The following is a 21,279-nucleotide window of genomic DNA, read 5'->3' as shown; positions in this document are numbered from 1 at the left end:
TAATTTTAATTTCATAAATCGTTTAGTTTTAGTTAAACATTAGTTTTTATATAGTTTTCATACTACACCAGATAAAATTAATTTTAAATTTTAAAGAATATTCATTTCATACCTCCACAAAAAACAGACAACATAAAAAAAGGATTGATTTTTTAAACTATTCGCAACAAAGCCTTATGAAATATGGAATAGCAAAGAAACATGTAAATGATGTTTTTATTAAAATCACATTGCCTGTAGGGGATTTGTAGTGGTGATTTCTATAAGTGTAGTGTTTATAAATCTAAGATGTAATCGATTAAATTTACTTCGTGAGGTAAATTCATGCGTTTTCTTAGCCTGTATCTTTTAGTCTCAACACTTTTCACTGTTATATTCAAAAGATCCGAAATTTCTTTTGAGGAAAGATTTAAACGGAGGTATACACAAAACCTAATGTCATTTGAAGTTAAATTTGGATGCAGTTTCTTTACTTTATCCAAAAATCCTTTATCAGTATTATTAAAAGCCTTAACAAAGAACTCCCAGTCTTTTGTATTGTTTAAATTGTCATCAATTAATTTATTTACTTTTCTAATATTTTTAGGGCTTTCATAAGTTTTTAACTCTTTTTTTATATTGTTTAAAAGCTCGTTCTTTTTAATAATACTCATTTTAGAAATGGTAAGCTCCCTGTTCTTGTTCTCAATATCATCATTAAGTTGTTGGTTTTTAATTTTGATGATGATTTTCTCGTTTTCAGACTGTTCTCTTTTTAACTTTTTTGAATAGTGACGTTTATAGGCTTTATGCGTTATAAATGCAATCATTATTAAAACAATTGAATATAAGATTAATGCCACATTAGATAAATAGTAAGGCCTATCTACTTTAAAACTATATGAAATGGAGTTTTTACAAAGTTTATTACCTACTTTAGATTTAACTTTCAAAACATAATTCCCAAAACCCAAATTTTCAAAACTGGCCCTTGAAGAACTTGACCAATCACTCCAATGATTACTAAATCCTTCTAATTTGTATTGATATTTAACCTCTGAATATTTGTCATAATTGGGTGTAGAATAGTTAAAAGTTATAATTCCTTTTTTATATTTAAATTCAATAAATTGATCTTTTTTATATGTTTTTTCAATATTGTCAAGATCTTTAAAAGTAATACTGTTAAGGTAAATACTAAACTCTTTATTATCATTAATTTTAGCTAGATCAATAGTTAAATAACCATTGGCTGTTCCCAATAAATAAAGATCATCATTAATTTGTGATATATTCTCAAAACTTAATGTCACCTTTCTTAAATTAAGAGGGATGGCCAAAGAATGTATTTCAGGGTTATTGGTTAAATTATCATTTAAAACATAGTTGATATTATATTTCGGAAATGCCCATAAAACACCCTTTTTATCCACAATTAACTTCCCTGAAACGTAAGCATCTTTGTTGATAATTGGACTTAATAGACTGTCATATTCAAAGGTTTTACTTGTTTGGTCATATTTAAAAATCCCTTTGTTGTATGAATATAAAATATTTTCTTTGTATTTTACTAAACTTGAGTTTTTTCCAATTTCAACTGATGATTCTATTTCAATTTTAGTTACTTGTTTAAAGTCGTCATCAATAGTCAATTTTATAACTCCTTTATTTTCATGGCTTACCCAAATATGATTGCTTTTATCTAATTCAAAAAATCTGGAAGAACTATTAAATCCCTCAATTTTGTTCCTAACACGCCACTTTCCCAATTTTTTTTCTAAGACATATATTCCATTATAATTTCCTTTCAACAATAAATTTTTATTGCTAGGTATTGGTTTAAAGCACCAAGAGCCCAATGTGATATTGTCAATTGGCAGCGCTTTATCATATTCTATTTTAAAAGTTCCTAGATGGTGTCCACATAATAAGTCTTCATCATTGTAATTAAAAAGACTCCATACTTGCCCCTTAGTACCTTCAATAAATTTAAATCTGTTCTTTGTATCTGCCTTTTTAAAAAACAGCCCTTGATTAGTACCAATGTATAAGTTATTCTTAAATTTTATTGAGGTATAGACAGTGCCTAAAACACCATCAAAATCATTATATACTTGAATTGGAGAAGATATATTAACACAGTTGATGCCATTATCTGAACCAATCCATAAATTATTGTCCTTATCTTCAAGTAATGAAAGTGCTGTATTATTGCTTAGACCATTTTTTTGGTTGATAATGTAATTAAATGATCCATCTGGGTTTAAATTAATTACTCCATTAGATATAGTCCCAATAATGAATTGATCATTTTGTAATCGCAATGAACAATAAACTTCCGATTGTTCAAAGATGTCATTTGCTGGAATATTCCATTTTATTACTTTATTTTTTTCTAATTTATAAAAACCTGATTTTTGAGTTAAAAAAAGCAAATCACCATTTATAGAGAACATCTCTATGATTCTGTTATTTTTTATAACCAATTCATTTGTAACCAATTCAGGCTCTCCTCTTTTTATTTTATATACACCCTCATTTCTGACATAGTAATAAATAATATTTTTAATGTTAAAAATATTGAATATTGTATTTTCAGATTTAATGATCTTAAACTTGTGTTTTAAAGTATTATAAAAATATATTTTATGAGATGATTGGAACACCACCCATTCATCAAGACGAAGAATATGCCATATTTGCTCATCTTCTTCGATTTTATTATCAAGTTGGGGTAAAAGTGAGGTATATATTAATTTCCCAAAAGAGTCTTTACTCCAATAACCAAAATCCATATAACACCCAGTATATATTCTATCTCCAATTACTTTAACGGATCTTATAATTGAGTTATTTGAAGATTCATATAAATGCCATTTAGAACCATCGAATTCTAAAAGTCCCTTATTATTAGCTACATATATATATTTGTTATCAGATTGAGAAACCTGCCAATTTTGATTATCTGCATTATAATCTTCTGGTTTATAAACTTGAACAGGGGGTAAATTTTGGGCATTTATGTAAAACAAACAAACAAAAAAGTATAAAATTAATATTGTTGTTTTTTTCATTTTGAATGTATTAAACTTAATAAAAAATAAATTTTTAGTGTTACTTATACTTAAATCTCTATACAAAATATTTATAAAAAACTTTAAATTAACTATCTATAACAAAGATACGATAGAAATGAAAAATGTGGCATATAAACCATTGCTTAAACTAGGAATCTCTTAAATTGAACAGCATATACAACGCGTGGGATCTCTTATTTAATGTTCAAGAGTCCAATTGATTTTTATAAATTGGTGAACCGACACTTCCCTTTTCCAACAGGGATACTGCTAAAAACAGGTGTATGGCTTTTAATCAGAAACGTTTTTATCATATATATGACTCAATAAATGCCCCCAACATCTACCGAGCTAATACTATGCAATGTTTTTGGGAAATTTAACCAAAAATCTCATTTTTTAATAAAAAATTCATTGGTTTTACTGGGCTGAGCGGATTTTTTAATAAAAAATCTGGTTTAGGAAAAAGGGATTTGACGTCCATATCCACAAACCACAATAAATAAGGACAAACACCATCAAGAACTGGATTTTTCCGTGAAAGATCCGTTGGTTTTATTGGACTGGGAGGTTTTTTTCGTGAAAAATGATAACAAACGGCATCAATCAAAGCCTCAAAACCATTGAAAACAAGGACGATTTTGAAAAGTAACATCGCGCAGCGTGTTACCCTCTTGCTTTACAAAACTCGATAGGCAAAGCCTATCAAATTTTATAATCAACCTGAAAAATCAGTTGCTTGTTTTAAAATAAAAAGCGTTTCAATTTGCAAAACTTCTTAAAGTGAAATTTTATTATTAGTAACAGTCCTATAACAATTATGCTTAACAGACATTTTATAACCATGAGTTTGAAAATATTAAATTTCCTATTAATTATTTGTAAGAAAGTGATTATATTAGCTTGTGACAATTACCTAACTCTAATTTAATAACAATAGTAAGATTGAGTAAAAATTATTCATATTGCTCCATTTTGGAGTATCATATGTCATTAAATAACTCATATAATTAAGTTGTCATACATATAAACTGAATGAAGAAAACAATACAAAATTTAGTGACAATCATTACAATAGTTGCGGGAATTGTTGCTGTTTTAAGCTTTATTTATCAAATTAAATCTAATGACCCAAAATTGGAGGTACTAGAAATTAGTAATGATAATCTAACCAACCTACCAAAAGTTGAATACCTAAAATCAAATTTCTACTACAAAGACAGCCTAATAACAAATCTCTGGAAATTAAATGCAATCGTAAGAAACATTGGTTCTAAAACCATAATTGGAAAAGGAGACAACAAAAATATAATTGACAACAATTTAACTTTTAGGTTAAATAATGGATTCAAATTAATAGACTTCAATATTACCCAAAATGATTTTCCATATAATATTAGAAAGGACGAAAACATAGTATCTTTTGACTTTGTTCAATGGAGAGAAAATGAAAAAGTAGATATAACAATTTATGCGGAGCAAGTTTCTAAAGAATCTAATGAATTAAAAATAATTTTAAACGAAAGAGAAATTATTGATGGTCACGTTAATTATAGAAAATTAAGTCAAGAAGAAGATAAAAATAAAATTATTGCGGATTTTTTACCAAAGCCTATTCGTAATGTTCTTTATTGGGTTGGTATAGTATTCTATGGACTAATTATATTAATTCTTCCTTTTGGTTTGTATACTGAATTAAACAAATATTTTGCGTATAAAAAATGGAAAAAGAATTGGCAAACCTCATTTAATGAAAAAATGTCCGAATTTCTAGCTAATGGAACAATTGACAAACATATGACAACTTCAGAAGTACCTTATCGAATATGGGAAAAGATGGAAATACCAATTCCTGATATTCCATCGAATCCAATCTGGAGTATGATTTTAGGAATCCTTTTTGCCTTTGTTCTTTTATCTATTCCAATTATTTGGATGATACAAATATAAAATACATATGCTACACCGTATAGAATTAATTGCTAATGCAAACTTACTTACGAAAGTCCTCACGGACTTTCTATATGTTATTTATTTGCTAACTTTAGTACTTAAACCACGCGACTAATCTTATACAAAACCTTAGCAATAATTATGAAGAAACATCACGTTCAACGATAAAATGACAGCAGAAGATATACTAATAGAAATAGATAAAAAAAAATCCGAATTCTTTAATCAGGATTACAATACTAGAGATTTACTAAAAATCATCACAAATTTGAGACTTGATTGGGGCTATAGTAAGGATGAAATTAATCCTGATTTTGACTTTGGGATTACTAAACCAATTTTATTAAAAGGTTTATCAAAAAAAGGCAGTAAACTGAATCAAAACTCGAAAGTATTTGAATACAGTAAAAGTGCACAACAATTAATTACATCTTTTCTTATTGAAAAAATAATTACCAAAGAGTTACTGACTGAATTACATTCACAAATTGTTATTGATGGTGGTAAGTATAGGGAAAATAAGGTGTTCGTTGACGACCAAACTTCAATAATTAAGACTGAATTTTCAAATATATCGGAAATAGATTCTAATATAGACTCCTTAATTCTTTGGATTAATGAAGAATTGAAGACGCAAGAAATGCATCCAGCTTTAATAGCTGTAATTTTTCATTATAAATTAGTTTTAATTCATCCATTTAGTGATGGAAACGGTAGATTAGCAAGAATTATAGCCAGTTTAATACTTTTGAGTTTTAACTTTCCGCCACCAATTATTACAGAAAGTGACAGATTTGAATATATTGTTTCTCTTCGAAATGCTGATAGTGGAGATATCAAACCCCTTCTCAAATTTGTTGGAAAACGAATTCTAAAATCATTCGAAATCATTTCATCTAAAAAGTTAAGTTAAAGATGGGAAGTTCGGATAAAGAAATAAAAGATAAGTTTAAGGAAATCAACAAAAGATTAGGCTTGCTACAAGTTGAAAGGACATCAGAAATTTCAGAAGATGGACTTTACGAATTTTGTAGAGGATTTGAATTATTTATAATAGGCTCATTAGAATACCTTAAAAGTAACACCCAAAGTCATAGAACAATTGAAGTAACAGTTGTTGGAGACCAAATACAGGCGATAAAGGCTTTAAGCAATGAAAACTATGGAGAATTTACTAACGACACTATTTTAATAGTTCCACCTGGACAGCTTAATTTTAGATTTCATTTGAAAAACAGTATTTATCCAATTGGAGATATAACAGATGAATTAACAGTCTATTTTTTTAAAGACAGGTATGAAATCAGATACATCTATGGACCTGAAATAACAAAGTCTATAGAAAAGCAATATATGACCTATATTGAACCTGATGAAATTAGAGAAATGCGAGACTTAATTTCAACAAATATTTTACAGAAAGTTTCGGTTAAAATTGACAAACTACAGGAATAATAACTATTGCTAACAATGTATATAAAAAATAGACGAATCCATATTAAATCCAGTATTTGAATTTCGTATTAAACTTTTTGCTTAACCAAAAGTTATGTGGTTTGCATTCGCCTACTTTTCATATACTAACCATTTTGTATGCCATACTGAAAAAAGAGCCAACGCACAAACAGCACATTTGGTTTTTGCCGACACAAAAGCCAACGCTTGAAAAACCAAAAGAGCTGTTTTTGCCAACGCTCGAAAAGAAATTAAAGTGAATGAATAAAAAGGACTTATCAGAATCGGACATAAAAGCAAAGTTTATCACTCCTGCGATACTGAATGCAGGTTGGGACGAACTAACTCAGCTTGGACGTGAGATATTTTTCACGGATGGACGTATTTACGTGAAAGGAAAACTGACCGCTAGAGGAAAAAGAAAATTTGCTGACTACATTCTGTTCTACAAACCGAACGTGCCAATTGCTATCATAGAAGCGAAGGACAACAAACACTCTGTGAAAGGCGGAATCCAACAGGCACTTGGATACGCAAATACGCTTGACATTCCTTGTGTTTTCAGTAGTAATGGAGACGGTTTCTACTTCCATGACAAGACCGCAACTAACGGACAAATAGAAAAAGAACTTTCACTTGATGAATTCCCAAGTCCCGAAACACTTTGGGAGAAATACAAACAATACAAAGGAATAGAGAGCAATGACGTTGAAGAAATTGCTTCACAAGAATACTTTCAAGATGAATCTGGAAGATCACCAAGATATTATCAGCAGATTGCCATTAACAGAACTGTTGAAGCAGTTGCAAAGAAGCAAGACCGAATTCTTTTGGTCATGGCGACTGGAACAGGAAAAACATATACAGCTTTTCAAATCATTTACCGCCTTTGGAAAAGTGGAGTCAAGAAAAGAATCCTTTTTCTTGCTGACCGTACCGCATTAATTGACCAAACGGCAAGAGGTGATTTCAGGCATTTCAAAGATGCCATGACTATCATCAAACACAAGCAAATAGACACTGCATACAATATTTATTTGGCTTTATACCAAGGTTTATCCGACAGCAAATCAACAGACGCTTACAAACAATTTAGCCCTGATTTTTTCGACCTTGTAATCATTGACGAGTGCCACAGAGGAAGTGCAAAAGAAGACAGCAAATGGCGTGAAATACTAGCCTACTTCAACAAGGCAACCCATATTGGTTTAACCGCCACACCAAAGGAAACTACAGAAGTTTCAAATATTGAGTATTTCGGAGACCCGATTTACACCTATTCTTTGAAACAAGGAATTGATGATGGTTTCCTTGCTCCTTACAAAGTGGTTAAAATCACCTTAGATATTGATGCAGAAGGCTGGCGACCACCAAAAGGATATTTGGACAAAGACGAAAATCCAGTAGAAGACAGAATTTACAACCGAACAGACTTTGACCGAAACATCATTGTTGAAGAAAGAAGAAAACTGGTTGCAGATAAAATCACGGAGTTTCTAAAAGGAAATGACCGATTTGCAAAGACGATAGTTTTCTGTATTGACATTGAGCATGCCGAAGGCATGCGAACTGCATTGGCTAACGCCAATGCGGATGAAGTTGTCAAAAACAGTAAGTACGTTATGCAAATCACGGGCGACAATGAAGAAGGAAAACGTGAGTTAGACAGCTTCATTAATCCTTCTGAAAAATACCCAGTAATTGCCACCACTTCAAAGTTGATGACCACTGGTGTTGATGCTCAAACTTGCAAATTGATTGTATTGGACAGCAACATTGGTTCTTCAACTGAATTCAAACAGATTATTGGTAGAGGAACAAGAATCAATGAAGAATATGGCAAGACTTATTTCACCATCATTGATTTTAGAAACGTTACCAACCATTTTGCCGACCCTGACTTTGACGGTGATCCTGTAATGATTAAGCAAGTGGGCGAAAATGAGGACCTCACAGGAACAGAAGACGAAACCACCGAAGAAGTAATCACCGATATTGTGGATGGAGAAGAAATTGAATTTCCTGAATATCCAGAAATTGAAGGCGGTGGCGATATTGTTGAAGAACCAAGAGTGAAAATTCGAGTTGATGGCGTTCAAGTGAAAGTGGTCAATGAACGAGTTCAGTATTTAGGTGCAGACGGTAAAATTATAACCGAAAGCATACGGGATTATACCAAGAAAAGCGTTGGCGAGAAATTCACAGGTCTTGATGACTTCCTGAATCGGTGGAATGCTTCTGAACAGAAGAAAGCCATCATTGAAGAATTGGAAGACCAAGGCATTTTCTTCGAGCCTTTAAAAGAAGAGGTTGGAAAAGATTTTGACCCTTTCGATTTGATTTGTCATGTGGCTTTTGAGGCAAAACCATTGACCAGAAAAGAACGGGCAGAAAATGTGAAGAAACGCAATTACTTCACAAAATACGGAGACAAAGCTCAAGCAGTAATCAATGCTCTATTGGACAAATACTCAGATGATGGATTGGTAACGATTGAAAGCACGGAAGTTTTAAAGCTCGACCCGCTCAACAAATTGGGAACACCTTTAGAACTCATCAAAGCCTTTGGAAGCAAGGCGAAATACATTAAAGCACTAAAAGAATTAGAAAACGAATTATACAAAACGGCATAAATGGCAAACGTAGGAGCTATAGTAAGTAGCATTCGCAACATCATGCGTCAAGACAGAGGAATCTCTGGTGATGCACAACGATTGGAGCAATTGGGTTGGATGCTATTCCTAAAAATAATTGACGACAAAGACCAGGAATTAGAAATCATCAAAGACAATTACATTTCTGTTATTCCTGAAAGATTTCAATGGAGAAATTGGGCATCAGACCCAGAGGGAATGACTGGTGATGAATTGCTTGAATTTATTGACAGCAACGCACAAAGCAACAAAGGTCTTTTTGCTTCGCTAAGAGAATTAAATATTCCTAATCATCCGAAACGTGCTGCGATTGTGCGTGAAGTATTCGAAGGATCAAACAACTACATGAAGTCGGGCTATGAAATGCGGAAAGTCATTAACAAGCTCAATGAGATTGACTTCAACAACTCGGAAGACAAACACATTTTCGGGAACATCTACGAAAGCATTTTACAGGAATTGCGTGATGCAGGAAACAAAGGCGAATACTACACGCCTAGAGCCGTAACGCAATTGATGACCCAAATGACCAATCCAAAATTGGGTGAAAAAGTGCTTGACCCTGCTGCTGGAACAGGTGGATTCTTAACGGCAGCCATTGACCATGTTCGAGAAAATTTTGTAAAAACTGTAGATGACGAACACATTTTGCAAAACAGCATTACGGGTTGGGAATTAAAACCCGTGGCTTATGTCTTGGGCTTGACCAACTTGATTTTGCACGAAATGGACGTGCCCGACTACCACTACATTGACAGTTTAAAAAAGGAGTACAATAGCATTGGTAAAAAAGACCAAGTGGATGTAATTCTTGCTAATCCACCTTTTGGAGCTAGTATAGCAGACGGTGTGGAAACCAACTTTCCTGCGACCTATCGTTGTAAGGAATCTGCCGATTTGTTTGTGATTCTTATGCTTCAATTACTCAAACCAAACGGACGTTGTGCTATTGTTTTACCTGACGGCTCGATTACAGGTGATGGAGTAAAAGCCCGAATACGTGAAAAGCTTCTGACCGACACCAACCTTCACACAATAATTCGTTTACCCCAAAGCACCTTCCATCCTGCCACAGTGAGCACCAACTTATTGTTTTTTGAAAAAGGAAGCCCAACCAAAGAAATTTGGTTTTACGAACATCGCTTGCCGGAAGGACAAAAAAGTTATTCCAAAACAAAACCCATTCAATTTGAAGAGTTCCAACCCATTATTGAATGGTGGAATAATCGAAAAGAAAACGACCAAGTTTGGAAAGTGAAGGTTGAGGACCTAAAGGATTGGGATTTGGATATAAAAAATCCGAATCAGAGTTCAGTTGAAATTGAGTTTTCCACAGCAGAAACCATTGAGTCATTGAAAGCATCTTTTGCCAGATCAAGCAAGATTATTAGCGAACTTGAAAATCTACTAAACTAAATGTCAGAGGAATATTTAATAGGAGATTTTCTAAAGCGGATTAAAAGACCTGTCAATTTGGTTGATGATCAAGATTATAAATTGGTTACAATCAAAATGAATCATAATGGCGTAGTACTTCGTGAACTTAAAAAGGGTGCATTGATAAAATCCAATATGTATGAGGTCAAAAAAGGTGATTTTATATTATCAGGAATTGATGCAAGAAACGGAGCATTTGGAATTGTACCACCTGAATTAGATGGAGCTATTGTGACTAATGACTTTTGGTATTTCGAAATTGATGAATCAATTATCTCGAAACGCCTTTTTTTGGAACTCACAGCAACTACTTGGTTTGATGAAATATGCAAAAGAGGTAGTGATGGAACAACACAACGAATAAGACTTCAAAAAGACAAGTTTTTCAACCAAGGTGTTTTATTGCCAGAAGGCAACGAACAAGAGGAACTTCTCGAAAAAATATTATCATTTAAAAAAGGTCAATCTTCTTTAGATTCAGAAATCAACAATCAAAAAGAACTTACAACCCAACTCAAACAATCCATTCTACAAGAAGCCATACAAGGCAAACTAACCGCAGAATGGCGAAAGCAAAATCCTGATGTAGAGCCTGCAAGCGCGTTACTCAAACGTATCAAAGCAGAAAAAGCACAACTCATAAAAGACAAGAAAATCAGAAAGGAAAAACCGCTTCCATCAATTACGGAAGATGAGATTCCTTTTGAATTGCCTGAAGGTTGGGTTTGGTGTAGGTTGGGTGAAATTTTCCAAACAACATCGGGTGGAACACCGAACAGAAGTAATTCTAAATACTGGAATGGTTCAATTACTTGGTATAAATCAGGAGAATTAAATGATGGATTACTTTCAGCAAATTCACAAGAGAAAATCACTGAACTTGGTTTAAAGGAATCTTCTGCAACTTTATTTCCTGAAGGAACTCTTTTAATTGCAATGTATGGGGCAACTGCTGGTAAACTTGCAATCCTTGGTCGAGATGGCACAACGAATCAGGCTGTTTGTGGATTCTACAAAAACCAATTAATTGAATCTGAATACTTGTTTAATTTTTTAATGGCAAATAGGTCAATAATGATTTCAGAATCTTGGGGAATGTCCCAACCGAACATTAGTCAGACCTATTTGAAAAATTTTGTTTTTGCTCTTCCACCACTAGACGAACAGAAAAGAATTGTTGAGAAGGTAAAAGATTTAATGAAAACAGTTGAGCAATTAAAATCAGAAATCACTCAAAGCGAACAACACTCCCAATTATTGATGCACGCGGTTTTGAAAGAGGCGTTTGAGAGTAAAAAGGAAATGGTTAATGCATGAAAACAAAAATAAATCGAGTATGTGGCCTGTAATTCTTGGTGCTGGTGCAGTTGCTCTGCTTCTGAAAGCTCTTTTTGAGGATGAAGAAGACACAGGCAAGGAAATAAAGAAACGCATCTTTATCAGTTTTGCCATTGAAGACGAGCAATACAGAGACTTTTTAGTTTCTCAGGCAAAAAATGAAAGGTCGCCATTCACTTTTGTTGATATGTCAGTTAAACAACCTTGGAATGAAAAGGTGTGGAAACAAAAGTGCAGAACCAAAATAAAATCCTGTGATGGGATGATTGTACTGCTTAGTAAAAACACTTGGTATTCTAGCGGTGCACGTTGGGAAATCAAATGTGCCAGAGAAGAAAATATTCCTGTTATCGGAATGCATATAAAGAAGAATGATCAAGGTGCAATACCACCTGAACTCAAAGGAAAGAAAGTAATCACTTGGTCTTGGGACAATTTAGCCAAGGTTATAAAAGGAATATAATGAAACTGTTTATCTGCAATAGAACTATTGAAAATCAAGAGGTAGAATCGTTAATTGACGATTTGCTAAAAGTTTCTGAGAATGCATTTGCTATCCAACGTGAAACCGAACATTCAGAAAAATGGAAGAATATCGTTGAGCAAAAAATGCAGGAATCTGATTTTATTGTATTTGCTATTGGAAAAGAGACTTTTCAAAGTGACCAATTAAAATGGGAGTATGCCAAAGCAAAGCAGTTAAATAAACAAATAATAGGCATCAAACTAAAGGAAATTACGGAGGATTCGATTTTATTCTGTCAAGGCTTTCAGGTCTTTGATAATGCAGAACAGAGCAATAAATTCTTGGCTAAAACATACGAAGATGACCGTAAATTAAGATTTGAGCAATACAAAATGATGGTCAGCTCAACGGAAAAGGTTACTGAAAGCCGAATGAAAGTAAATAACCTTTTCTTCACTATTACTTCTTCCATACTATCTGTAGGTTTTGTTCTAGGCAAGACTTTCGGGTTTTCAATTGCTGCAACCATCGGAATGTTTATCCTGACTTTGTTATCGTTTATTATTTCACTTTTCTGGGAACGATTGATTGATTCCTATGGTAAGCTTAATACAGGAAAATTCAAGGTTATTGACAAAATTGAAAAGCAACTAAGGACAAATATGTTTGAGGATGAATGGAAAATCTTGACAGAAGAAATCAAATATGAACCGAATTCAAAAACAGAAACCAAAGTAATAACCTATTTCAGAACGTTTATTGTAATTATTGGAATTCTTGAACTTTGTTATTTGGGTTATTTACTTTATCCGTTAATACCAGTGTGTCACCATTAAATGAATAAAACATGGCAGAAAAAAAAGTAGTATTTATTGCTTTCGCAATAGAAGACGAAAGACAGAGAGACTTTCTAAAAGGTCAATCCCTTAACACTAAATCACCATTTGAGTACATTGATATGTCTGTAAAAAAGGCATATGACTCAGAATGGAAAGAAAAAGTAAGAACAAGAATTAAACGTTCTGACGGTGTGATAGTGTTAGTAAGCAAAAACTCATTGACTTCAAGCGGACAGAAATGGGAAATTCAATGTGCTAGAGAAGCAGGCAAAAAAGTTAGAGGAATTTGGGCTTACTCTGACGACAGAACAAACTTGGAAGGAGTCTACACAAGAGTTTGGACTTGGGATAATATCAAGGAATTTATTGATTCACTTTAATTCCCTACCCTACGCATCCATACACATTGGCAAGTCGCTCAAAGCAGCCGCACAAATCAAAACTTGCCTAATAAAATGGCTGCCCCCAACACTGACAGAAAGGAAAATGAAAAAAGCACGGGAATACAACATTGTCTATGCGTAGTGCGGGGGAAGTGCTGATATGAAAGAAATTACATTAAACAAACTTTGTGGTAAGCGGACAGTAAGAGCCTTAAAATCCTGCACTACGCATAGCCGAGACCGTTGCCCACATTATTAAAAACATCACAATTTAAAAATGGATTGGAAAAGCTACGAAGAAATTACTAGATACATTTATGAAAAATTAGGTGAAAAATCAGGTGTTCAAGTAGAATGTTTTGGAAATAACTGTAAAGTATTAGGGAAATCAAATGTAGAACATCAGGTGGATGTTCTGACAAAACACTCTGATGGAATCCATACATACAAAACAGCGATAGAATGTAAGTATTGGGAGCAAAAAATAAATAAAGATATTGTTATGAAAGTATCTGAAATAATAGAGGATGCTGGTATAAACAAGGGAGTAATTGTTTCGAAAAAAGGTTTTACTCCAGATGGAATTTCTTTTGCAAAGTACAAGAATATTGGTTTAGTGGAACTTCGTGAGATGGAAGAAAAAGATTGGGATGGACGCCCACCAATTTTTGAAATTAAAAGTGAACTTAGAAGACCAGAAATTCTTGGAATTATGGTTCATAACACCTTTAGAACAAATTTAGAAAGAGAAAAAATAGAAGTTGATTTCGTTTACATTCAAACAGCTGACAGACAAAAAATACCTTACTCAGATTTCCTCAAGAACTTCAAAAAAGATTTGCATAAGGAACAACCTAATTTAAAAATTGAGAAATACTATCCCTTCATCGGAGCTGACCTTATAAATAGTAAGACGAAAACAAAAATAGCTATAAATGGCATTTTATGTACTGGGGTTTTAAAAACCTCTAATTCTGGAATAAAATTTTACCCTGTTGATGGAGTTTGGTTAATTATGAAATCTTTATTCGAAGAAAAAACATTTACAATCTCAAAGCAAGGCTTAATAAATGAAAAAAGAAAACCGTGATAAAAATACTGTGGGCAACAAAGAACTTAGTTATTTTAATAAGGATTAATAATGACTTTTTTTGATGAAATTACTATCTTAGTAACAAAATAAAACAAAAGACCTTATCAAATAAGTTTCCTATTCGGTTACCGAACGTTATTAATAAATCGTAACTTTTTGATTTTTAATAAAATAATGGGATAGTAGTATTACCTGCCACCAACTCAACTTGCATGATAGAACAAAAAACACCTACCTCAAAAAGAAATATATAAATATTACCCATTTTGATATAAAATAATCTCCTTTCAATATACCCAAATTACCTCATAAACAGCATATTGAAAGGAAATTATTATTTATTTCATAGTTAGGGAATGTTGCTTCTTAGTTTTAAACCTGATCAACAGGTTTTGTATATCCTCGCTTATTTTGCTCTCCACTACCCTTGCGTAAATCTGTGTCGTTGAAAGTTTGGTGTGCCCCAATAGTTTTGATACGGTTTCAATAGGCACACCATTTGATAGCATGACGGTTGTTGCAAAGGTGTGCCGAGCCACGTGGAAGGTGATGTTTTTATGGATTCCAATTTCCATTGCTATCTCCTTTAAATAACTGTTTGTTTTTTGGTTTGAACTTAATGGCAATAACGGCTTGCCTGATCTGTTCTGTGAATCTCCCTTATACTTATTGATAATGTCCATGGCTTGGGGCAAGATGGGTACTTTTACTGTTTCATTGGTTTTCTCCCGTTTGGTGAATATCCAATGATTATTGTCTATCCCTTTTGCTATTTGGTTGCTTGTAAGTTCCCTGACATCTATATAGGACAGTCCTGTATAGCATGAAAACAAAAAACAATCCTTTACCCTTTCCAAACGGTCATTGTTGAAACTGGTGTCCTCTATGAGTTGCAGCTCTCTTTCTGTTAGGTATTGTCTATCGTACTTTTCAAACTTTAACTGGAATTGGTTAAATGGGTTCTTTGTTATCCATTCCAGTTTAATGCCAAGGTTTATGATTTTCTTAAAGCGTTCCAAATGTTTCATAACGCCATTGTTACTCAACATCAATTGCTTTTTGCTGTTCTTATAGTTTCTCAGGTACTGTTCAAAATCAATGATAAAGCGATAGTTCAATTGCTTTAGGTAAACATCCTTTGTCTTTAATTTTTGCTTTAGGAATTTATGCAGATACCTTTCCGTAGTATAATAGTTTTTCATGGTACCTGATTTTAAGACATTGACCATATTGGTATTATGATAGACCAATAATTCATTGAGTGTTTTTTGGGTGTTATCCTCTCCCAAGTAACGGGATTTTATCGCTTGTGATGAAACGACCTTGTCCTCTTCCAACAACTGTTTATGGCAATCCAATAACCTGCAGTATTCTTGGTCAAGATATCTGTTCAAAGTCTGTATGGGATAAGAGCTGCCCCGTCCCCTGTTTTTGGAAGTGTCCCACTCTTTTTGTTGGACATGGCGCTTTAAGCTGATCTCGGAACGTTTGCCATTGACGGTAATACGGGCATAAATGGATAGTTCCTGTTGTTTGCTTCGGGATTTCCTTGTGAAGAGAACCACCGAAAAAGTGTTGCTTGTTTGCATTTTAAGAATCTTTCGTTAAACAAATTATTTGCAAAAACAAAAGTCAAATCGTTCTTAAATGTTCCTTAAAACTACAACAATTCTGGTAAATAAGTGTTCACCGATTTGCACACCTTTTATTTGATTTTAATTGGTTTCAAATGAAACCATTAAAAACAAAAAACACTGATAATCATACAATTAACAGTGTTTTTTTTTAACCTATTACTAGGTTCGTCGGGGTGGCAGGAAGCCTCTTACCTACTCCAATTCGCTATATATCAATCATTTATAAATCTAAAAAACAAGCTGCTAGCCGATTTGTTGACGGGGTTATAAATGACCTCAAAATAAATTGCTTTACCTACTGGTTTTGTAAAGATAAATATTATTAAAAGCCAAAGCAAAATAAATTGCAACGCAATTCATGAAAGCTCACTTGAAAATGCATTTCTCAACTTTCAAATCACTTATTAGGGCGGATTCGATTTAGTAATAAGACTTATGCTTGATCTAAATGTTCTTGATTCATTTTATGTCAGAAATGAACTGTGATCTAGCTTTCCCATCTATTTTTAAACCTCTACTGGAACAGTACTTTTTTAATTTATCTAAATCGACAATAAAGTCATTTACGGTAAAGCCATTTGAAATCAAACTTTGCTTAGTATTTAAGTATGATTTGTGCCAGTCTTCCCATGAGTCATGCATGGCATCTCTATCGTCAATGATCTTTAAGAATTTTTTCCAATCTTTTTTGCGATAATATCCTAAATTAATCTCCATAAAAAATTTAAATATGATTTTTCAGTTTAAAAGGTTCTGAATACCGTCTGATTACTTTGTCATTTATGTACATAATGTTTAAAATTATGTAGCCTTTATTCAGGACGGGTCAAAATGCGCTACAACGTGTTTGTGTAAGGATAGTTGCGTGTGCAAGCAACTAACTTACTAAAAAGGAACGAACCTTAGGAAAATCCGCAGGATTTTCCGAGTAGGTTAGAACAAAGCAATTATTTTTACACGGTGTTAGCCTACGTTATTTTATTTCCAAATTTTATTTCTACTATTATCATCATTGTTATAAAATAAATTAATGGAATTAGTCCAACAATTATCCAAATCAGATATTTTCTCCATTCAGGTCTTTTATATGACCAAACAATTAATGGATGAAAAAAAGACCAACAAAAAGAACTAAAAACCATAATTAAATTCAGATAACTACCATATTGATAAATCCAGTGATATTCTGAAATCCGAAATCTTTGAACGTAATTACCAATTAACATTCCGCCTATGCAAATTCCAATAATCAGAATCGCAGTCCATTTTGGATTGTATGTTAGTTTTGAAACATTCATTTTTTAAATTAGACCAGCACTTTTCATTATTCCGAGTGCTTTTTCTGTTTCGTTGGTTCCGTCATTAAGTGAACCTGGAAGCATAATAAGTCGGCTTTTTGTTTTTCCACCATTTTGCTCAAAGTCCACTTTGAAATAACTTCTTGTCAAGAATTTTTTAGCGGGTTTAAATTCCACGTTTTTTATTTTATTCCGTTCAATAACTGGTGTTGCAGAATAATTTGAACTTTTTATTATGCTATAAATCAAATATATTCCAATTCCGCCAAACATTATTGTCCAAAACCATTCTTGGTTTTCCATACTTTGATATGCTTTATAAAGAAAAAATATAGCCAAAACGCCATAAATGGTCAAAATTCGATAAATGTTTTTCCCAGTTGTTAATTCCGCAACATTTCCGATTACTCCGTCACGAGTAAGAACAATTTTGTCCGAAAGAATATGACAAAATCCAGTTTTCGTTTTAAATTTTTGTTCGGTTTCCATAATGTAGGCTAACGGTCTTGTATATGAAAAGTAGCGGATTTTAAGCACAAATTTTTCAGGTAAACTCTGACCTTAAATTTATGTAATTCATTTCGATTTAGCACTTAAACCGCTATTTTTTATATACGTTGTTACCCACTGGCTTTATTCCGTTCAGCTTGGTTTTCAGCGTTGGATAAGACATACTCTTTTGCAATTTTTGGCTTGTGTGTTGGTTGGTGCGAATTGCAAATGTGTATGGCTTTTAGCGTTGGCTTTTTAACAACAACTTTTATTTTCTTGAATTGGTGGACAAGCAACTGTTCCGTATGAGCAATAAACACAGCAATCTCCTTCTTTTGGTTTCAAAACCGTTTTACAATTCTCGCATTCGTAGAAAAATTGACAAGCGTTTGTTGGCATATCTTCTACTTTTTTATGTCCGCAATTAGGACAAGTGATTTCTGATTTTAATTGGACTTCCATTAGTTTTCTTTTTTGTCGGTTACTTTATAACCTGTTGAGTTAATTGCATTCTCGATTTCTGTTTCGTTGGTTTTGGTTTTGTCAAATTCAACGATTGCATTTCCATTTTCGTAAGACGCTTTTGAGTTCACAATTCCGTTGAGCTTATTTACTTCGTGATTTACGTGTTCTTCGCAACTCGCACAAGTCATTCCGCTTATTTTAAATTCAGTCGTTTTAATGTCCGATTTGTCAACTACGATTATTTGCTTTTCTGTATTTGGGTAAAATATTCCTGAATAGTATGGAAAAGCCAACATTACAATTGCAAATACAGTTACGATTCCTAAAAATTTTTTTGATTGAATAAATTTTGGTTTTTCGTCCGTCTCGCATTCGCAGTCAATTTCTTTTTGAGGTTTTAGTTTTTGATACCAAGCAAAACCAAGAACTAAAATTGTCAGTCCGATTAAATAAGGTCTAAAAGGTTCAATCCAAGAAAATGCAGAAGCAATTCCGCTTGTTCCTGCGATTAGAGCCAAAACTGGTGTAATACAACACAAGGAAGCTGTAATTGCAGTTAACAAAACTGCACCAATTAATTTATTTTCACTTTTCATATCGTTTCTAAAATTTTGTTTTTATCAAGTATCTCAAAAAACGGATTTAGTAATTTTTCGTATTCAGCCGTAAGTGAGTAAAAAATTGTTTGAGCATCTCTTTCTGTTTCTAATAGATTTCGGTCTTTCATTTTCCTTAAATGTTGAGAAATAGCGGATATGTTCATTCCAAGAATATCGCTTAAATCACAAACACAAAGTCTTTTTTCTATAAAGAGTAGGTAAAGTATTTTCAATCGAACGCTATTTCCGACCAATGAAAGTCCATTTGCCAAATAGTCGAACGATTCGTCTAATTCCGAAACGGATTCTTTGCAACGATCTATTTGTTCAATATCGGCTTGTTGTCTTATGCAAGAATTATTTTCCATATAACAAAGTTACGTTTATTTCTTATTTAAGCAAATACTTAAATACATAATTCTCAAGCGTTGGGAAAATTTTAGCTCTTTTGGTTTTTACAGCGTTGGATTTGTGGGTCGGAAAAAACCGAAAGTGCTAAAATATGCGGTGGGTTTTCAGCTTGTGGGTAACGGTTTGGCTATGATTCCGTTGCGAGTAAAATCCGCAGGATTTTCCGAGTAGGAATCATAGGTTGTTAAAAGTAAGAATTATTATTTTACCTACAAACAAGCAATGGATTATAGCCGTTGTTGTGTACAGTACTTTTTTATGTCATCCACATTCCATATTCAACTATTACTGTCCAAACTCCGTAGACTTTTTTCAGAAAATATTTATGTCCATAAGCACTTCCAGTAAATTTCCAATAACTCACAGAAACAACACAATTTTCGTAATTATTGTCAAATAATGGTTCGCTTATTGAAACTATATTTTGTCTTTTTTTTGTTTTAATAAATAATTGTTCAACGTCTTTTTTGGTCAAACATTTTTTTGTTTTAATAAAGTCAGAACCATAATTCAATTCTCTCATCAAATCCGAATTCCAAATTCCATCACTACTTTTTGTTCCGTTTATTTCAATTTCTTTTAATATGTTTTCAGGCACTTCAAGTCCAGTTTGTTCTTTAAAATCCTTTTGGTCAAAAAAAGTTTTAGGTTTTTCACATTGGATATAAATCCCTAATATTCCTTTTCCAATTTCGTGGTCAATAATTTTTTTAAAAACTTCAGATTCCGAGCTGTTTTGAGAAAAACTCAAAGTTGAAATTAGTATCAGAAGTATGTTTAGAGTTCGTTTCATCGTATTGTACACAACGTGTTTGGCTATGGTTTCGTTGCGTGAAAATCCGCGAGGATTTTCCGCCGTAAACCGAAGATAGCAAATTTGCGAGGACTTTCCGATAGGAAAGTCAGAAGCAATGAACTATAGCCGGTGTTGTAGCCAGTTTTTATTCTAAAATTTTTACAAGTCTAATTTTATATTCCAATTCGTTAATTTTTCTATTCAAATACTGTTCTTGGGTTAAATTACTATCAATCAGTTCAAAATCAGGATTTTTAAAGTCAGAAGGAAGAGCTTTTTCTTTAGCTTTTTTTAAAATTCTAGATGTTGTATAAATTCCATTTATTATTTGCTCTTTATTTAGTTTATTTTCAAATCGACTCAAATTTTCAATCAATGAGAAAATGGTTTCTGCAAATCTCAGTAAATTATATTTATTAGTATTTCGGTCAATTTCTCTTTCTATTTTTTCAATAAATCGGTTGAAATAATCTATTTTATTATGATGCTGAATTAAGTAGCCTAATGATGTCACTGAATGTAAATCTTCTGAACTAACCTTTAAAAAGCCATTTTCAAACATTTCATTTATCCATTGTTGTTCTTGGTCTTTTGAAACAGAGAATTTTTTATAGGTCGAAATTATTCCATCTCTTGTCATATGGAAATTACTCCCAATATATTTAAAAAAAATGTCCTTAGCTTGTTTCATTCAAATTGGCTACAACGGTTAGGCTATGATTCCGTTGCGATGAAAATCCGTAGGATTTTCGGAGTAGGAATCAAGCCAAGTTAAATATACAGTTTTTTGGTTTAGCATTTAGCGAGTAATGGATTATAGCCGTTGTTGTGTGTAGGCTTTTTTATTTCCTATGAGTTTTATTGTCAGTCCAAATAAAATTCCGACAACAACCGCAGGAATAATACC

General features: G+C 32.8%; 20 protein-coding genes. 10 read left to right on the top strand and 10 right to left on the bottom strand.

Going from position 1 to position 21,279, the window contains the following annotated elements:
• Window positions 1-275: 275 nt before the first annotated feature.
• Together IEW94_RS11450 and IEW94_RS11445 are read right to left on the bottom strand one after the other, a co-directional pair.
• Window positions 276-3,053, bottom strand: a complete 2,778-nt coding sequence (locus IEW94_RS11450) for a triple tyrosine motif-containing protein (protein ID WP_188653131.1) — start codon at window positions 3,051-3,053, stop codon at window positions 276-278.
• A 382-nt stretch (window positions 3,054-3,435) separates the two neighbouring features.
• Window positions 3,436-3,711 (bottom strand): hypothetical protein, encoded by a 276-nt coding sequence (locus tag IEW94_RS11445; protein WP_188653129.1) that lies wholly within the window; start codon window positions 3,709-3,711, stop codon window positions 3,436-3,438.
• A gap of 380 nt (window positions 3,712-4,091) precedes the next feature.
• On the opposite strand from IEW94_RS11445, the gene IEW94_RS11440 reads away from it, so the two are divergent.
• From IEW94_RS11440 to IEW94_RS11395, 10 genes are all read left to right on the top strand, one after another.
• Window positions 4,092-5,006, top strand: coding sequence for a hypothetical protein (locus IEW94_RS11440; RefSeq protein ID WP_188653127.1), 915 nt, complete (start codon window positions 4,092-4,094; stop codon window positions 5,004-5,006).
• 172 nt (window positions 5,007-5,178) lie between these two features.
• Entirely contained in the window at window positions 5,179-5,922 is a 744-nt protein-coding gene (locus IEW94_RS11435; RefSeq protein ID WP_188653125.1) for a Fic family protein, read from the top strand.
• Between the two features lie 2 nt (window positions 5,923-5,924).
• Window positions 5,925-6,464: a hypothetical protein gene (locus IEW94_RS11430; protein WP_188653123.1), complete on the top strand. Its 540-nt coding sequence runs from the start codon at window positions 5,925-5,927 to the stop codon at window positions 6,462-6,464.
• A gap of 260 nt (window positions 6,465-6,724) precedes the next feature.
• Window positions 6,725-9,097, top strand: coding sequence for an EcoAI/FtnUII family type I restriction enzme subunit R (gene hsdR, locus IEW94_RS11425; RefSeq protein ID WP_188653121.1), 2,373 nt, complete (start codon window positions 6,725-6,727; stop codon window positions 9,095-9,097).
• Window positions 9,098-10,534: a class I SAM-dependent DNA methyltransferase gene (locus IEW94_RS11420; protein WP_188653119.1), complete on the top strand. Its 1,437-nt coding sequence runs from the start codon at window positions 9,098-9,100 to the stop codon at window positions 10,532-10,534.
• Window positions 10,535-11,872 (top strand): restriction endonuclease subunit S, encoded by a 1,338-nt coding sequence (locus IEW94_RS11415; protein WP_188653117.1) that lies wholly within the window; start codon window positions 10,535-10,537, stop codon window positions 11,870-11,872.
• A gap of 19 nt (window positions 11,873-11,891) precedes the next feature.
• Complete coding sequence (locus tag IEW94_RS11410; protein WP_188653115.1) at window positions 11,892-12,356, top strand: TIR domain-containing protein; 465 nt, start codon at window positions 11,892-11,894, stop codon at window positions 12,354-12,356.
• A complete protein-coding gene (locus IEW94_RS11405) occupies window positions 12,356-13,195 on the top strand; it encodes a RipA family octameric membrane protein (protein ID WP_188653113.1) in 840 nt (279 codons plus the stop codon). Before IEW94_RS11410 ends, IEW94_RS11405 begins: the two co-directional genes overlap by 1 nt.
• Before the next feature lie 11 nt (window positions 13,196-13,206).
• The gene (locus tag IEW94_RS11400) at window positions 13,207-13,578 is read left to right on the top strand and encodes a TIR domain-containing protein (protein ID WP_188653111.1); all 372 of its coding nucleotides are present in this window, start codon (window positions 13,207-13,209) and stop codon (window positions 13,576-13,578) included.
• Window positions 13,579-13,858: 280 nt separating this feature from the next.
• Entirely contained in the window at window positions 13,859-14,671 is an 813-nt protein-coding gene (locus tag IEW94_RS11395) for a restriction endonuclease (protein ID WP_188653109.1), read from the top strand.
• Window positions 14,672-15,012: 341 nt separating this feature from the next.
• Here the strand turns inward: IEW94_RS11395 and IEW94_RS11390 are convergent, their stop codons facing one another.
• The 8 genes from IEW94_RS11390 to IEW94_RS11360 all read right to left on the bottom strand — a co-directional run bounded on the left by IEW94_RS11390 (window position 15,013) and on the right by IEW94_RS11360 (window position 21,063).
• Complete coding sequence (locus IEW94_RS11390; protein ID WP_188653106.1) at window positions 15,013-16,263, bottom strand: site-specific integrase; 1,251 nt, start codon at window positions 16,261-16,263, stop codon at window positions 15,013-15,015.
• 507 nt (window positions 16,264-16,770) lie between these two features.
• Complete coding sequence (locus tag IEW94_RS11385; RefSeq protein ID WP_188653104.1) at window positions 16,771-17,028, bottom strand: hypothetical protein; 258 nt, start codon at window positions 17,026-17,028, stop codon at window positions 16,771-16,773.
• 584 nt (window positions 17,029-17,612) lie between these two features.
• Window positions 17,613-18,098, bottom strand: a complete 486-nt coding sequence (locus IEW94_RS11380) for a phosphoribosylaminoimidazolesuccinocarboxamide synthase (RefSeq protein WP_188653101.1) — start codon at window positions 18,096-18,098, stop codon at window positions 17,613-17,615.
• 258 nt (window positions 18,099-18,356) lie between these two features.
• On the bottom strand, window positions 18,357-18,563 hold the full coding sequence (locus IEW94_RS16930; protein WP_229669510.1) for a GDCCVxC domain-containing (seleno)protein: 207 nt from the start codon (window positions 18,561-18,563) through the stop codon (window positions 18,357-18,359).
• Window positions 18,563-19,162, bottom strand: coding sequence for a mercuric transport protein MerTP (gene merTP / locus IEW94_RS11375; RefSeq protein ID WP_188653099.1), 600 nt, complete (start codon window positions 19,160-19,162; stop codon window positions 18,563-18,565). The genes IEW94_RS16930 and merTP overlap by 1 nt, the downstream gene beginning before the upstream one ends.
• Window positions 19,159-19,533 carry an ArsR/SmtB family transcription factor gene (locus IEW94_RS11370; RefSeq protein ID WP_188653097.1) on the bottom strand — a complete coding sequence of 125 codons (375 nt, stop codon included), beginning with the start codon at window positions 19,531-19,533 and terminating at the stop codon, window positions 19,159-19,161. The genes merTP and IEW94_RS11370 overlap by 4 nt, the downstream gene beginning before the upstream one ends.
• A gap of 299 nt (window positions 19,534-19,832) precedes the next feature.
• Entirely contained in the window at window positions 19,833-20,327 is a 495-nt protein-coding gene (locus IEW94_RS11365) for a hypothetical protein (protein WP_188653095.1), read from the bottom strand.
• 190 nt (window positions 20,328-20,517) lie between these two features.
• Complete coding sequence (locus IEW94_RS11360) at window positions 20,518-21,063, bottom strand: hypothetical protein (RefSeq protein WP_188653093.1); 546 nt, start codon at window positions 21,061-21,063, stop codon at window positions 20,518-20,520.
• Window positions 21,064-21,279: the final 216 nt, after the last annotated feature.

Origin of the sequence: Yeosuana aromativorans (assembly GCF_014646655.1) — a bacterium.
GTDB classification, from domain to species: Bacteria; Bacteroidota; Bacteroidia; order Flavobacteriales; family Flavobacteriaceae; genus Yeosuana; species Yeosuana aromativorans.
The sequence above is the reverse complement of the archived record's forward strand: the minus strand, read 5'-3'. Positions and strand labels throughout refer to the sequence as shown.

Bases quoted from the DNA above. Each gene is read 5' to 3' on its own strand.
- IEW94_RS11450 (WP_188653131.1), bottom strand. From the start codon at position 3,053: ATGAAAAAAACAACAATATTAATTTTATACTTTTTTGTTTGTTTGTTT.
- IEW94_RS11445 (WP_188653129.1), bottom strand. From the start codon at position 3,711: ATGTTACTTTTCAAAATCGTCCTTGTTTTCAATGGTTTTGAGGCTTTG.
- IEW94_RS11440 (WP_188653127.1), top strand. From the start codon at position 4,092: ATGAAGAAAACAATACAAAATTTAGTGACAATCATTACAATAGTTGCG.
- IEW94_RS11435 (WP_188653125.1), top strand. From the start codon at position 5,179: ATGACAGCAGAAGATATACTAATAGAAATAGATAAAAAAAAATCCGAA.
- IEW94_RS11430 (WP_188653123.1), top strand. From the start codon at position 5,925: ATGGGAAGTTCGGATAAAGAAATAAAAGATAAGTTTAAGGAAATCAAC.
- hsdR (WP_188653121.1), top strand. From the start codon at position 6,725: ATGAATAAAAAGGACTTATCAGAATCGGACATAAAAGCAAAGTTTATC.
- IEW94_RS11420 (WP_188653119.1), top strand. From the start codon at position 9,098: ATGGCAAACGTAGGAGCTATAGTAAGTAGCATTCGCAACATCATGCGT.
- IEW94_RS11415 (WP_188653117.1), top strand. From the start codon at position 10,535: ATGTCAGAGGAATATTTAATAGGAGATTTTCTAAAGCGGATTAAAAGA.
- IEW94_RS11410 (WP_188653115.1), top strand. From the start codon at position 11,892: ATGTGGCCTGTAATTCTTGGTGCTGGTGCAGTTGCTCTGCTTCTGAAA.
- IEW94_RS11405 (WP_188653113.1), top strand. From the start codon at position 12,356: ATGAAACTGTTTATCTGCAATAGAACTATTGAAAATCAAGAGGTAGAA.
- IEW94_RS11400 (WP_188653111.1), top strand. From the start codon at position 13,207: ATGGCAGAAAAAAAAGTAGTATTTATTGCTTTCGCAATAGAAGACGAA.
- IEW94_RS11395 (WP_188653109.1), top strand. From the start codon at position 13,859: ATGGATTGGAAAAGCTACGAAGAAATTACTAGATACATTTATGAAAAA.
- IEW94_RS11390 (WP_188653106.1), bottom strand. From the start codon at position 16,263: ATGCAAACAAGCAACACTTTTTCGGTGGTTCTCTTCACAAGGAAATCC.
- IEW94_RS11385 (WP_188653104.1), bottom strand. From the start codon at position 17,028: ATGGAGATTAATTTAGGATATTATCGCAAAAAAGATTGGAAAAAATTC.
- IEW94_RS11380 (WP_188653101.1), bottom strand. From the start codon at position 18,098: ATGGAAACCGAACAAAAATTTAAAACGAAAACTGGATTTTGTCATATT.
- IEW94_RS16930 (WP_229669510.1), bottom strand. From the start codon at position 18,563: ATGGAAGTCCAATTAAAATCAGAAATCACTTGTCCTAATTGCGGACAT.
- merTP (WP_188653099.1), bottom strand. From the start codon at position 19,162: ATGAAAAGTGAAAATAAATTAATTGGTGCAGTTTTGTTAACTGCAATT.
- IEW94_RS11370 (WP_188653097.1), bottom strand. From the start codon at position 19,533: ATGGAAAATAATTCTTGCATAAGACAACAAGCCGATATTGAACAAATA.
- IEW94_RS11360 (WP_188653093.1), bottom strand. From the start codon at position 21,063: ATGAAACAAGCTAAGGACATTTTTTTTAAATATATTGGGAGTAATTTC.